Raw genomic sequence first — 14106 nt, 5'->3', positions numbered from 1 at the left:
AGGAACTCCGGTTAAGAACGTCACGTCCTGTGGCAACACCTGAGTGACCAACATTTTGTTGTCCCGAACTAATCGGGCGCATGCAGCAGTAAGACCCCCACCTATCTTTCTCGTTTTTCTCTAAATCTTGAGGTGGGGGTCTTACTGCCCGTTACGTTAACGCGGGATAAAGTAAAAACTGCACAAAGTGGGGACTCACTCCCCACTTATCTTCTTGCTTATTGCTAGGATCTTGAAATAAGGGTCTTCTTGCTCTCTATGAACGATAAATCAAATTACCTATAATTGTAGCTAAAATGGTAGTTTCGTGGCATAATATTAATACAACTTATGATTCATAAAGGGAGATTGCGATGGAACTGAAAATAGGTACTAATATCATTTTAGAGTCAATTTCTTCAGAAACAACAGAAAAATTTCGCTGCAAAATTGTAGAGCAAAAAAATAATGTAATCTATATCGATTATCCTGTAAATACAGCAACTAACAAAACAGCTTTTTTATTTGAAGGAGGTCAATATAGAGCATCTTTCGTAGACGAAGCGAAAGTAGCGCATGCATTTAAAACACAAGTATTAGGAAGAGTTAAATCTAATATACCGATGATTATGCTTTCTTTTCCTACAGATGAAGAGATTATCAAAATTCAAAGACGCGAATTTGTAAGAGTAGAAACACCTGTTGATGTTGCTATCGAATTTGACCATCAGTTTTATCAATTTGTTACAGAAGATATTAGTGCTGGTGGGATAGCTATTATCGTCAATCAGTCCGTCTCTTTTAAAGAAAATGATGAAATACAATTGACAATTGTATTACCATTTTCAAATTCGAATGATGGGATCAAATATGTCCAAACATCAGCGAGGGTAGTCAGATTTATTGAAAAAGACAACCGAGTCATTGTCCCACTCCAATTTACGAATACTGATGATGTTGATCGTCAAAACATTATCCGTTTTTGTTTTGAAAGGCAATTGAAAATTCGAAAAAAGGAAACAACTTTTTAGTTCACGATTTTGATGGATGGTTTGGACTGTAGGCAAACTCGAGATTTTCGAGTTTATCTATAGTCTTTTTTTCATCTACAATGAATAAAAATATACGAAAAAGTGCTTTCACTCAGGTCCTTCCAATGATTTTCGAATCTAAACAAGCCGCCTTCGCTTTTCTATGTTACAATATTACGGAAAGAAAGGGTTGATACCGTGAAGAAGAATATTCAAATTGCTATTGATGGACCTGCAGGGGCTGGAAAAAGTACGATTGCTAAGATCGTCGCAGAGAAATTGAGCTACACATATATTGATACTGGAGCAATGTATCGAGCACTTACATTAAAAGCATTGAAAGAACATATAGATTTAGAAAATGCTGAAAGCGTAACCAATTTATTAAAAGAAACAATTATTGCATTAAAACCATCTGAACGTGGACAATTAGTATTTCTTGATGGACAGGATGTATCAAAAGAAATCCGTTCAAACGAAGTTACAGGAAATGTTTCAAGGGTTGCCTGTCATGCTTCGATGCGAAAAATCATGGTAGAACGCCAACGCGAAATGGCAGAACACGGTGGTGTTGTGATGGATGGAAGAGACATTGGCACTGCGGTATTGCCAAATGCAGAACTAAAAATTTATATGTCAGCCACTGTGGCAGAACGTGCACGTCGCCGTTTTGAAGATAATAAACAGCGAGGCATTGAATCATCCATTGAAAAATTGAAGGAAGAAATTGCATTGCGTGATAAACTAGACAGTGAACGAGAAGCATCCCCACTTGTACAGGCTCCAGATGCAATTTACTTAGATACTACTGATTTATCTATCCAGCAGGCAGCGGATGAGATTCTAAAATTAGTGAGTGAAAGGATGGCATAAATATGGACTTTTACCAATTTGCAAAGTCTGTTGTTTTTACTGTATTGAAGCCAATTTATCGAATGGAAGTAATAGGGGTAGAAAACTTTCCTAAAGAAGGTGGCATCTTATTATGCTCGAATCATATCGATAACTTGGATCCACCAGTAGTAGGGATTTGTGCTCCAAGACCTGTGAATTTTATGGCGAAGGAAGAACTTTTTCATGTACCCATTTTAAAAGGAATTTTACCGAAACTGCATGCATTTCCTGTTAAAAGAGGCCTTAGTGACCGTCAAGCACTTCGGATGGCCATCAACATTTTAAAAGAAGGTCAAGTTGTTGGATTATTTCCAGAAGGGCATAGAAATAAAACTGGAAAGCTCGGGAAAGGCTTCTCAGGTGCTGGTTTTTTTGCATTGCGTGGAAATGCCAATGTTGTACCATGTGCTGTCATAGGTCCATATAAGCCATTTCATAAGGTAAAAGTTATATTTGGTGAGGCCATTGATATTGAACCGTTCCGAGAAAGAAAAGCGAAACCTGAAGAGGTAACAGAAGCCATTATGGCGCATATTCAGCTATTATTAGACGAATATCATCCTGATAATAAAAAATAATCGTATTTAAAGCGTTAATTTTTGTTTTTACTAGCAAATTCTAATAAAATAGAAAGTGAACATTGTGAAGGAGGATTACATATGTCTGAAGAATTGAACTTAAATGAAATAAAAGAGATCCGTGAAGGTGATATTGTTACAGGCAAGGTAGAGAAAGTGGAAGACAAAGTTGCTATAGTAACGATTGCAGGTGCACCTTTTGATGGCGTAGTGCCAATCAGTGAGCTTTCAAGCTTGCATATAGAAAAAGCTTCTGACGCTGTCTCCGTCAATGATGAATTAGAATTATTAGTAACTAAAATTGAACAACCTGATGATAAAAAACCAGGACAATACGTTTTATCAAAACGCCAAGTAGATGCCAAACGTGCATGGAAAGTGCTAACAGAGAAATTCAATAATGGAGAAGTGATTGAAGCAGAGGTTAAGGATGTTGTAAAAGGTGGTCTAGTAGTAGATTTAGGTGTAAGAGGTTTTGTTCCAGCTTCTTTAGTTGAGGATCATTTTGTTGAATCATTTGAAGATTATAAGGGAAAAACGCTCACTTATAAAATTGTTGAAATGGATCAAGAAAAAAATCGCCTAATCCTCTCACATCGTGCAGTTGTAGAAGCACAAAAAGAAGAGAAAAAAGGGGAAGTTATCAATAATATCCATGAAGGTGATGTTATTGAAGGAACCGTACAACGTCTAGCTTCATTTGGTGCCTTTATTGACTTGGGTGGAGTGGATGGTCTTGTGCATATTTCCCAAGTTTCTCACAAGCATATTGATGATGTTTCAACAGTTCTTTCTGAAGGACAAAAAGTAAAAGTAAAGGTATTATCCGTAGACCCTGAACAAGAACGTATTTCTTTATCGATTAAAGAAACAGAAGAAGGTCCATGGTCGCAAATTGAAGAAAAGGCCCCTGAAGGTGCTGTGTTGACAGGTATTGTTAAGCGTCTTGTAACATTTGGTGCATTTGTGGAAGTCTTCCCTGGTGTTGAAGGCCTTGTACACATTTCCCAAATTTCGCACAATCATATTTCCACACCACATGAAGTGTTAAAAGAAGGGCAAGAAGTAAAAGTAAAAGTACTAGCCGTCAACAAAGATGAAAAACGTTTATCACTTAGTATAAAGGCTTTAGTAGAAAATGAGGATGAACCTAAAGCTGATGAATTTGAATTTCCTGAAGAAACAACAGGGTTCTCCTTTGGTGATGTGATTGGAGATAAGCTCAAAAACTTTTCAAAAAAATCATAAATAACAAAGAGAGGATCTAGGCAGATGGGAGTATGAACGCTTTCTTCTGCTTTTTTTCTTGCATTACAGCTAATCTTTGATAAAATAATTATACAAAATGACTTTAAGCATGGGTGATGGTGAACTTATCAGGTACCATCATCTTTTTTGTTGTATAATAGCACTTATTAGAAGTCGGAAGGATGAAGAAAGTTATGGCGAAACCGATTGTCGCAATTGTCGGCCGTCCAAATGTCGGTAAATCGACTATTTTCAACAGAATCGTAGGAGAGCGCGTTTCCATCGTGGAAGATGTTCCAGGCGTAACACGTGATCGAATCTATAGTTCTGCGGATTGGCTAACACATGAATTTAATATTATTGATACAGGTGGTATCGATATAGGAGATGAACCTTTTTTAGACCAAATTCGTCATCAAGCAGAGATTGCAATGGATGAAGCAGATGTCATTATTTTTATGGTTAATGGTCGAGAAGGTGTTACATTAGCAGATGAACATGTGGCAAAAATTTTATATAAAACAAAAAAACCCGTTGTTTTAGCAGTCAATAAAATTGATAACCCTGATATGCATGACATGATTTATGATTTTTATTCCTTAGGATTTGGAGAACCTTTTCCAATCTCAGGTTCTCATGGACTGGGACTGGGGGATTTGTTAGATGAAGTCGCTAAACATTTTCCAAAAGAAGATGAAATCCGTTATGATGAAAACGTTATCAAATTTTCATTAATCGGTCGACCTAATGTCGGTAAATCTTCACTAGTCAATGCTTTTTTAGGAGATAACCGTGTTATTGTAAGTGATGTAGCAGGTACAACTCGCGATGCTATTGACTCCAGCTATGAGTATGATGGACAAGAATATGTGATTATAGATACTGCAGGTATGCGTAAAAAAGGGAAAGTGTACGAGTCTACAGAAAAATATAGCGTTCTTCGCGCATTGAAAGCAATTGAGCGTTCTGATGTTGTTTTAGTTGTTTTAAATGGGGAAGAGGGCATCCAAGAACAAGACAAGAAAATCGCAGGATATGCTCATCAAGCTGGTAAAGCTGTGATTATTGTGATGAATAAATGGGATGCTGTAGAAAAAGATGAAAAAACAATGAACGAAAAAACAAAAGAAATAAGAGAGCAATTTCAGTTTTTAGACTATGCGCCAATTGTGTTCGTATCAGCAAAAACAAAAAAACGTGTACATGCCATTTTACCGATTATTAATCGAGTAAACGAAAACCACTCTATGCGGATTCAATCTAGTATATTAAATGAAGTCATTTTAGATGCGGTAGCTCGTAATCCTGCACCAACCGATAAGGGAAAACGTCTGCGCATTTACTATGCAACACAGGTTGCCATCAAACCACCAACATTTGTGGTATTTGTAAATGATCCAGAATTAATGCATTTCACATACGAACGCTTCTTAGAAAATCGTATTCGTGAAACATTTGATTTTGAGGGCACACCGATAAAAATAATCACAAGAGTACGTGATTAAAACAGTCAAAAGCGAAAGGAAAGGGGATTTTCAACATGAGTCGTGTATCAGTATTAGGAGCAGGTTCTTGGGGGACATCTTTAGCTATTGTCTTAGCAGAAAATGGCCATGATACGTTAATCTGGTCTCATCGAAAAGAACAAGCAAACGAAATGAATATACAACATACAAATGTGAAATATTTACCAACTATTATTTTACCAACAAACTTAAAAGCAACTTCAGATATTGCTGAAGCTGTCACACATGCAGAAATTATCGTGATGGCAGTTCCAACAAAAGGAATTCGAGAAACATGTCAAAAAATGTTGCAAACGCTTAACAAAAAAATATTATTTGTTCATGTATCTAAGGGAATTGAGCCCAATACATTATTGAGAATTTCAGAAATCATGCGAGAAGAAATCCCTGCGAAATTCATAGAAGATATCGTTGTTCTTTCTGGTCCTAGTCATGCAGAGGAAGTAGTACAGCATCACCCAACAACTGTAGCCGCTGCATGTGAAAATTTAGAGAGCGCTGAAAAAATTCAAGATCTTTTCATGAACCAATATTTCCGCGTATATACGAATCAGGACGTAGTAGGTGTTGAGATAGGTGGTGCATTGAAAAATGTCATTGCATTAGCTGCTGGAGCTGTCGATGGACTAGGATTTGGTGATAATGCAAAGGCTGCACTTATTACACGTGGATTAGCAGAAATATCACGTCTAGGTGTGAAGTTAGGTGCAAACCCTCTCACATTTGCAGGTTTGGCAGGAATGGGGGATTTAATTGTGACATGTACAAGCGTCCACTCACGTAACTGGAGAGCCGGCAATATGCTTGGAAAAGGTCATTCATTAAATGAAATTCTAGATCAAATGGGGATGGTAGTAGAAGGAGTTCGTACAACGAAAGCAGCTCATCAACTAGCAAAAAAATACGAAGTTTCTATGCCTATTTCAGAAGTATTATATGAAGTTCTTTTCGAAGGAAAAGATCCACATCAAGCTGTAGAACAATTAATGTTGAGAGAAAAAACACAAGAATTAGATGCTTCCTACGATTTTTAGGAGCAGTTCACAAAATTGTACGAATATAATAGGATAGAACTCGTTTTTAAACGTTGTTAAATTCGTTTGAATTTTAAATGAAAAATGGCAACTTATGCGAAAGTCTTAGCAAAACTACTGAAAAATGATTAAATGTCCATTCTCAATAATAAAAATTTGTTATTTTTAGATTTATCCCGCGTTAACGGGTAGTAAGACCCCCACCTCAAAACGTTTAGAGAGAAACGAGAAAGATAGGTGGGGGGATCAACTGCCGCATGCGCCCGATTGGTTTAACCAACAAGATGTTGGTCTCTCAGGTGTTGCCACAGGACGCGGCGCTTTTCACTTCTGTTTCTCTATTTCAGTGGGGGATGAAGAAAATCCTCACTGATGGAAGCTTTACTTTATCTGATGAATCCATTTCACCAGGCTAAATTTAGATGAAAATACGAACATTTACTGGTAGCTAATTTGGATAGTTGTGGACAGGAAGACGTCAAGTCCTCGAAAATATATGCATATTTCCTTCGTATGGTGTTTGCTTAGCGAAACTTATTCAGAGTATTGAGGGGAAAATAAGCGAGCCAAGATTCTAGATCAAACAATGCGGGGGCACTGAAATACTATAGGATGATTATTTTATTAGTAAAAATCCATCTTTCCTTTCGTTTTATGAACGAAAAAAGTTGTTTTTTATCATATTTTGGAAGATGAATAGATTTTTTCAGTGAGCTAAGCAACGCGAAGAAAGTAGTTTACATCTAATACTTTACTTTTGATTCAGAAAGAATTCGACACTTATCCGAAAAGAACATTGTATGTGGTGAAACATACAATCTGAATATTAAAGAAATTATTTATTAGAATGTTCGCGTTTTTGAATTGAAAAATATTGATAAAATTTTGCTTATAGAGAGTGTGTTGACTTATAGTGGCATGCAGTAAATTTCAACCGTATTATTAGACAGAATCTTCTTACATCCGTACTTAATTGGTTGGTTGAAACAAGGGGTGAGCATGATCCATCTCTTGCTTTTATGTTATACTGTCATCTGTGAGAAACGATCCTCACTGTACATATGAAAGGTGGTTGTACTGTTGACAGATTTAGTATTGCTTACAGGCAAAGGTATATCGCCAATGAATATGATGTGGATATCCTTTTATTCTATTGGCTTTTTGCTAATTGCTTCAGGGTTAATCTATTTAAGCAGACAGAAAATAAGTAATAGAATTTTAAGTACAATAGTGGCTTTGATCGCCTATATTTTCCTCATCATTGGATTTTTAACGATGGTGTTTGTTGTTATGACTTTTTGATCATCAAGAACATGAGGGGATTACATGAAAAAAATATATTTAATATTGTTTATATCAATAATGACAGTTGTCTTATCCGGTTGTATGTATCCTGATAGCGAAAAAGGAGAGAATCAGATACCTGATGAGGCCCAATTATCAACAGTTCAAAAGGCAGTCGACCAATTTAGAAAGGATAATGGTGGCTTATTACCAATCCAAAATCGAGATCAAGATGTGGATCAATATATTAAGTACCCGATAAATTTCGACAAATTAACACAAGGTTATATCGCTAAAGCCCCTGGAAATTCCTTTGAAAAAGGTGGCATTTATCAATATGTCATTTGGCATGCTGAAAGTAAACATCCTGAAGTGAAATTAGTAGATCTACGTGGTTCTGAGACCATTCGTGAATTAAATATAAAAAAAGGTGTCAACGGATTTGTGCCTATTTCAAGACAGATCAAAGATGATGTCTATCAATTTGACTATAAAAAAATGGGCTATAAAAAAGCACCAACAGTTCCAAGTCCCTATTCAAACACAAATTTACCTTTAGTTGTGAAGGGGAGCGGTGATATTTGTATCGATTACTCAATTGAATTGCAAAAAATCATCAATGAAGACAAAGTGACAGTAAAATCGGGTGAAGATATTCGCTATTTGCTTTCTGACAAATATCCAATTCTACCCGCTTATTCATTGCCATATACTGTGAATGACAAGAATGAAGTAGAATTTTTAACAACATCAAATAAGAAATAAGGGATCTTCAAAAGCGTTTCATGACTTGTGCATGAAACGCTTTTTGTGTGCATAGGATATAGTGCTGAAAAAAAGGGGGAAAGATGATGTCGCAAGAAGTGTACGAGCAAGTAGCAACACGTACAAACGGTGATATTTATATTGGTGTTGTCGGCCCAGTAAGAGTAGGAAAATCAACGTTTACGAAGCGTGTAATGGATATTATGGTATTACCAAACATGCAAGATGAAAAAGAACGCCAACGAGCACAAGATGAGCTACCACAAAGTTCTCCGGGACCAGTAATTATGACGACAGAGCCAAAATTTATTCCAGCGAACGGAGCACAAATTGCTGTTGGCAATCAAGACATGCCATTTAAAATACGATTTGCTGATTGTGTTGGCTATATTATTGATGGTGTTAAAGGGTATGAGGATGAAAATGGTCCCAAATTAGTACATACCCCTTGGCATAATGATCCGATACCATTCGAAGAAGCAGCTAAAATTGGAACAGATAAAATTATTAGGGAGCATGCTAATATTGGTGTAGTTTTGACAACTGATGGTACAGTAAACGGTATTCCAAGAGAAGCTGTTTGTAAAGCGGAAGAAGAGATTATTGGACAATTACAGGAAATTGGTAAACCGTTTGTTATTGTTGTGAACAGCAAGATGCCTGCTCATACGAATGCAAAAGAATTATGTAAAGAATTAAAAGAGCGCTATAGTGCCCCTGTTATTTCTACTTCTGTTGATCAAATGTCACTAACTGAGGTTCGGCATATTTTAGAAGAGGCACTTTATGAGTTCCCGATTGCCAAGTTGGAAGTAGAAAAACCGGATTGGCTAGATGTATTAGATGAACAACATGAGTTAAATAAATTAATCAAACAATCAATCGATAATTGGAAAGCGTCCGTCAATAAAATTCGAGATATTGAACGTTTGACGCAGGAGCTCTTACAGGAAGAATTTATTGCATCAGCTCAAGTAAAAAACATTGATGCTGGATTAGGGCATGCCATCATTTCTTTACAATTAAAAAACGAAATTTTTAAATCAATCTGTGAAGAGTGGCTAGAAGAGCCAATCCAAAGTAAGAAAGATTGGCTATTATTTATCAAAGAATCACAACTTGCGAAAAAATCATATCAACGATTCCACAAAGCAATTGAGCAAGCCAACAAAGAGGGATATGGAGTGACCCTACCAACATTACAAGAGTTCGAGCCTACTAGACCAGAAATCATTAAACAAAATAATTTCTTTGGTGTTCGGATGGAGGTTAAGGCACCTTCTTACCATATTTTGCGTATTGATATGGAAGCGGAATTTTCTCCACTTATTGGCTCAGAGTTTTATAGTCAGCAATTGTTGAAAGATTTAACGTATGCCTATTTGCATGATCGTGAAAAATTATGGGAAACTCAAATATTCGGTACGCCATTATTTGAAGTGATGAAAGAAAGTATTGCTTATAAAACAGAATCGGTACCTAAACATGCAAAGGCTAGAATGCGCCAAACCGTTGAAAAGATGGTGAATAAGGGCGATCAAGGAATGGTTACACTTATTTTATAAATTAAATATTTTAACTTTAAGGTCAATTTACGGTAGGTAAATTGGCCTTTTTTGTATGGAATTGAGATTTTATTTGCTTAAAGTTGGGAAAAGGAGTATAAATATTGTTGCATAGCAAAAGTTGTTGTGATAATCTTTTTACATGATTTAGTAAAGCCCCTTTGAGAGGAGGTGAATGGTGTGAATAAAACAGAATTAGTTAACTCTGTTGCAGAAACTGCAGCTCTTTCTAAAAAAGATGCTTCTAAAGCAGTTGAAGCAGTATTTGAAACTATCCAAGCAGCTCTTGCAAAGGGTGATAAAGTTCAATTAATCGGTTTTGGTAACTTTGAAGTACGTGAACGTGCGGCTCGTAAAGGTCGTAACCCACAAACAGGTAAAGAAATTGAAATCGCAGCAAGTAAAGTACCTGCGTTTAAACCAGGTAAAGCGCTTAAAGATGCTGTCAAATAGTACAAGCATCTGTTTTACATAGAGTAGCCTTTGGGCTGCTCTTTTTTTGTGGAGTGATAAAAGTTCATGATGAATAAGCAATGAAAAGTTGAAAATATAACCAGATGGAGTTGGGGGTAAAGCGTTACGTAATTTTCTAAAGCCTATTCCAAAGTGGTTTTAACATAAGCTGGCGGCAAAAAATAAAATTCGCCCACATATTTTGCGATTACTTTACTTGTGTGGTAATCTCATTTTAAGACTCTTTGTTGATATATTGGAGGATTTATGGTGATTGAAAAAAACTTTGAAAAAATAGATCATTTAACGATGAATGTAGATTTAGAAAAAATAGAAAAAGCTGTAACAATGATTTTAGAAGCGATCGGTGAAAATCCACAAAGAGAAGGGCTTTTAGATACACCAAAGCGAGTAGCTAAAATGTACGAAGAGATGTTCCAAGGGCTTCATGAAGATCCGAGACAATATTTTGAAACGGTTTTCCATGAAGGACATGATGAAGTAGTACTTGTGAAAGATATTCCGTTTTATTCTATGTGTGAGCATCATTTAGTTCCTTTTTACGGAAAAGTCCATGTTGCATATATTCCTCAAAATGGGGTAGTTGCAGGTTTGAGTAAGTTAGCAAGGACAGTTGAAACGGTTTCGCATCGTCCTCAATTGCAAGAGCGTATCACAGGTACGATTGCAGATGTTTTAATGGAAATGCTGAATCCACAAGGGGTTTATGTAGTTGTTGAAGCAGAGCATATGTGTATGACAATGCGCGGTATCAAAAAACCCGGTTCCAAAACAGTCACTTCTGTAGCAAAGGGTATTTTTAAGAACGATGAAGCAAAACGTTCAGAAATACTTTCATTCATTCAAATGTCTTAAATTTCGAGTTTTTTTGTGGTATGATGATTGGAGAAAAGTCGAAAATAAGGAGAAAGTTTAAATGGCTCAAAATGATTATGTTGTAGTTCGTGCAAAGGAAGATGGAGTACATGTCATTGGCCTAACTCGGGGAAATGATACAAAATTCCATCATTCTGAGAAGTTAGATAATGGTGAAGTGATGATTGCACAATTTACTGAGCATACTTCCGCTATGAAGATTCGCGGTAAAGCAGAAATCCAAACTGCTTTCGGAATTGTTGAAAGCGATTCAAATAAATAATTATAATAACTAAAAATGATTGAAAACAAGGATGACAACAGGAATCAAACTGAATGGAGAAAAGTTTATGAATGCAGCTTATATTGAAAAACAAGTATCACAACTAAAAAAAAATATTTTAATGCAATTGCATCATAGAACGCTCCTTCAATTTACAGGTCAACCAGTTGTTGAAGACAGTCAACTGCTCTATCTACTGTTGCCTAAGATCAATGGAGAACATTGGTCAGCGCGACATGAAAAGGCAGCGAGTGCTGTTGCAATGATTAATGCGGCTTTACATGAGCATGAGAAAATTGATGAGCAGGATGCTACTTCTAAAAGCCAACAACTGACTGTACTTGCCGGAGATTATTATAGCGGCATGTATTATATTACACTTGCATCGATCTCAGATATTCCACTTATACGTGCCTTATCGGAGGCGGTCGTTGAAATCAGCGAATGCAAAACGGCCTTGTATGAGCCGGAAAAAAGAGATGTTAAAGAATGGTTTGAGATACTTCAGGTGATTGAGACAAAGACCATTGAACAATTTTTAAAACGTTTTGATTTTGACGTTTATATTGATATTGCTTGTCAAGGTTTAGTTCTTACTAGATTCAAACATGAATTGCAACAATATCAAGAATTACATCAAAATACGCATGTTAAGAGAGTTTTAGAGCAACAAAAAGAATATGCGGGTCTATCATATGAGCAAATTCTTCAATATCAAATTTCTGATCTTTCATCTAATTTAATTCGAAGTATTAAATCTTCTCCTTTTCTGCTAGATGAAGTGAAAACAATAATGTTACAGCATATCGAAAGTGATATGTCAGAACATCAAACGATGAGAGAAGGTTGATTTATAGTGACACCACAATCGAAAGAACAACGTGTGCATGAAGTTTTTGAGAGTATTTCTGATAGTTATGATAAGATGAATTCTGTCATAAGTTTTCAAATGCATAAAAATTGGCGAAAAGATACAATGGAGCGAATGGCAGTGCAACCGGGATCTACTGCTCTTGATGTGTGCTGTGGGACTGCAGATTGGACGATTGCATTAGCTGAAGCTGTAGGCGAAACAGGACATGTTACCGGTCTAGATTTTAGTCAAAATATGTTAAATGTTGGATTAGAAAAAACAAAGGATATAAAGCAAATTAAACTAATTCAAGGAAATGCAATGGAGTTACCCTTCCCAGATAATACATTTGACTATGTAACCATCGGATTTGGCTTACGCAATGTTCCGGATTATATGCAAGTACTTCGTGAAATGCGTCGTGTTGTAAAACCAGGTGGCAAAGTAGTATGCCTTGAAACTTCTCAATCAGAAATTCCGGTCTATCGTCAATTATTCCGATTCTATTTCCATTATATCATGCCATTTTTCGGGAAAATTTTTGCGAAAAGTTATAAAGAATACTCTTGGTTACAAGAATCAGCAAAAGATTTCCCAGGAATGAAAAAGTTAAAGAAAATGTTTGAAGAAGTCGGATTACAAAATGTGATCTACAAATCTTATAGCGGTGGAGCAGCTGCTATGCATATGGGTTATAAGAAAGAAATCTAGTGTGGGGGAAGGTTTAAACGCGTGGAAAAGATGAAGTTAAAGTTTCTTTATGCTGATTTACAGTCAGATATAAAGATCATCGAAAGAGAATTGGAAACAGCGTTGGATTCATCTTCACACTATTTGAAAGATGCCTCTCTCCATTTGCTGAAAGCTGGCGGAAAACGTATACGGCCAGTTTTTGTTTTGCTTGCTGCCAAATTTGGGCGATATGATATTCATCAGATAAAAAACGTTGCTGTAGCACTTGAGTTAGTTCATATGGCTTCACTTGTTCATGACGATGTTATTGATGATTCTGAATTACGTAGAGGACGACCTACCGTTAAATCGCAATGGAATAATCGTGTTGCTATGTACACTGGCGATTTTATTTTTGCTAAAGCAATCGAAAATATAACGAAAATCGAAAACCAAAAAGCGCATGAAATTTTGTCTAAGACGATGGTTGAAATTTGTATAGGTGAAATTATTCAAATCGAAGATAAAATGTATTTAGAGCAAAATATTCGTGATTATTTTAGACGTATTAAAAGAAAAACAGCCTTGTTGATTTCATCTAGCTGCTATTTAGGGGCAATTGCTGCAGGGGTTGATGAGAAAGTTGCTAGTCATTTAAAACGATTCGGTTACTACGTAGGGATGTCTTACCAAATCATTGACGATATTCTAGATTTAACGGCTTCGGACAAACAACTTGGAAAGCCGGCTGGCAGTGACTTAATGCAAGGGAATATTACACTACCCGTTTTGTTGGTGAAAGAAAACGTTGACATGCGTCCTTTCATTAATCAAGCATTGAATGGTACGATGAAAGAAGACGAAAGACAGGCTTTTCTAAAGAAAATCCGGCAATCTGATGCGATAGAAGAATCCTATCGTATTAGCAATTTGTATTTACAAAAAGCACTAAGAGAAGTAGAAGCTTTGCCAAGTAATTCTGTAAAAAAATCATTAAAAGACATAGCAATCTATATGGGAAAACGGAAATTTTAACGTAGTTGTTGAACATTATGTTGTACAATG

At 36.2% G+C, this 14106-nt stretch carries 16 protein-coding genes; all 16 read left to right on the top strand.

The window, feature by feature from the left end:
• Nucleotides 1-353: 353 nt before the first annotated feature.
• Complete coding sequence (locus tag FEZ13_RS07065) at nt 354-1010, top strand: flagellar brake protein (RefSeq protein WP_146552012.1); 657 nt, start codon at nt 354-356, stop codon at nt 1008-1010.
• 198 nt (nt 1011-1208) lie between these two features.
• Complete coding sequence (gene cmk / locus FEZ13_RS07060; RefSeq protein ID WP_146549210.1) at nt 1209-1883, top strand: (d)CMP kinase; 675 nt, start codon at nt 1209-1211, stop codon at nt 1881-1883.
• Nucleotides 1884-1885: 2 nt separating this feature from the next.
• Nucleotides 1886-2482: a lysophospholipid acyltransferase family protein gene (locus FEZ13_RS07055; protein ID WP_146552011.1), complete on the top strand. Its 597-nt coding sequence runs from the start codon at nt 1886-1888 to the stop codon at nt 2480-2482.
• A gap of 81 nt (nt 2483-2563) precedes the next feature.
• Nucleotides 2564-3730: a 30S ribosomal protein S1 gene (gene rpsA, locus FEZ13_RS07050; RefSeq protein WP_146549208.1), complete on the top strand. Its 1167-nt coding sequence runs from the start codon at nt 2564-2566 to the stop codon at nt 3728-3730.
• A gap of 194 nt (nt 3731-3924) precedes the next feature.
• Nucleotides 3925-5235, top strand: coding sequence for a ribosome biogenesis GTPase Der (der, locus tag FEZ13_RS07045; protein WP_146552772.1), 1311 nt, complete (start codon nt 3925-3927; stop codon nt 5233-5235).
• Between the two features lie 35 nt (nt 5236-5270).
• Nucleotides 5271-6290, top strand: a complete 1020-nt coding sequence (locus FEZ13_RS07040; RefSeq protein WP_146552010.1) for an NAD(P)H-dependent glycerol-3-phosphate dehydrogenase — start codon at nt 5271-5273, stop codon at nt 6288-6290.
• Between the two features lie 257 nt (nt 6291-6547).
• Nucleotides 6548-6706, top strand: a complete 159-nt coding sequence (locus tag FEZ13_RS19465) for a hypothetical protein (protein ID WP_186725813.1) — start codon at nt 6548-6550, stop codon at nt 6704-6706.
• A 664-nt stretch (nt 6707-7370) separates the two neighbouring features.
• Nucleotides 7371-7592: a DUF2768 domain-containing protein gene (locus FEZ13_RS07035; protein WP_243881117.1), complete on the top strand. Its 222-nt coding sequence runs from the start codon at nt 7371-7373 to the stop codon at nt 7590-7592.
• Nucleotides 7593-7616: 24 nt separating this feature from the next.
• Complete coding sequence (locus FEZ13_RS07030) at nt 7617-8339, top strand: hypothetical protein (RefSeq protein ID WP_146552009.1); 723 nt, start codon at nt 7617-7619, stop codon at nt 8337-8339.
• 86 nt (nt 8340-8425) lie between these two features.
• Complete coding sequence (spoIVA, locus tag FEZ13_RS07025; RefSeq protein WP_146549204.1) at nt 8426-9904, top strand: stage IV sporulation protein A; 1479 nt, start codon at nt 8426-8428, stop codon at nt 9902-9904.
• Between the two features lie 180 nt (nt 9905-10084).
• Nucleotides 10085-10357 (top strand): HU family DNA-binding protein, encoded by a 273-nt coding sequence (locus FEZ13_RS07020; protein WP_146549203.1) that lies wholly within the window; start codon nt 10085-10087, stop codon nt 10355-10357.
• Nucleotides 10358-10666: 309 nt separating this feature from the next.
• Nucleotides 10667-11233: a GTP cyclohydrolase I FolE gene (gene folE, locus FEZ13_RS07015; protein WP_146552771.1), complete on the top strand. Its 567-nt coding sequence runs from the start codon at nt 10667-10669 to the stop codon at nt 11231-11233.
• Nucleotides 11234-11294: 61 nt separating this feature from the next.
• Entirely contained in the window at nt 11295-11516 is a 222-nt protein-coding gene (mtrB, locus tag FEZ13_RS07010) for a trp RNA-binding attenuation protein MtrB (RefSeq protein WP_146549202.1), read from the top strand.
• A gap of 67 nt (nt 11517-11583) precedes the next feature.
• Nucleotides 11584-12366 (top strand): heptaprenyl diphosphate synthase component 1, encoded by a 783-nt coding sequence (locus FEZ13_RS07005; protein ID WP_186725812.1) that lies wholly within the window; start codon nt 11584-11586, stop codon nt 12364-12366.
• Nucleotides 12367-12372: 6 nt separating this feature from the next.
• Entirely contained in the window at nt 12373-13080 is a 708-nt protein-coding gene (locus FEZ13_RS07000; RefSeq protein WP_146552007.1) for a demethylmenaquinone methyltransferase, read from the top strand.
• Between the two features lie 21 nt (nt 13081-13101).
• On the top strand, nt 13102-14076 hold the full coding sequence (gene hepT / locus FEZ13_RS06995) for a heptaprenyl diphosphate synthase component II (RefSeq protein WP_186725811.1): 975 nt from the start codon (nt 13102-13104) through the stop codon (nt 14074-14076).
• Nucleotides 14077-14106: the final 30 nt, after the last annotated feature.

This window comes from Rummeliibacillus sp. SL167 (assembly GCF_007896505.1).
Classification (GTDB): domain Bacteria; phylum Bacillota; class Bacilli; order Bacillales_A; family Planococcaceae; genus Rummeliibacillus; species Rummeliibacillus suwonensis.
This window is presented reverse-complemented; position numbering and strand designations above follow the sequence as displayed.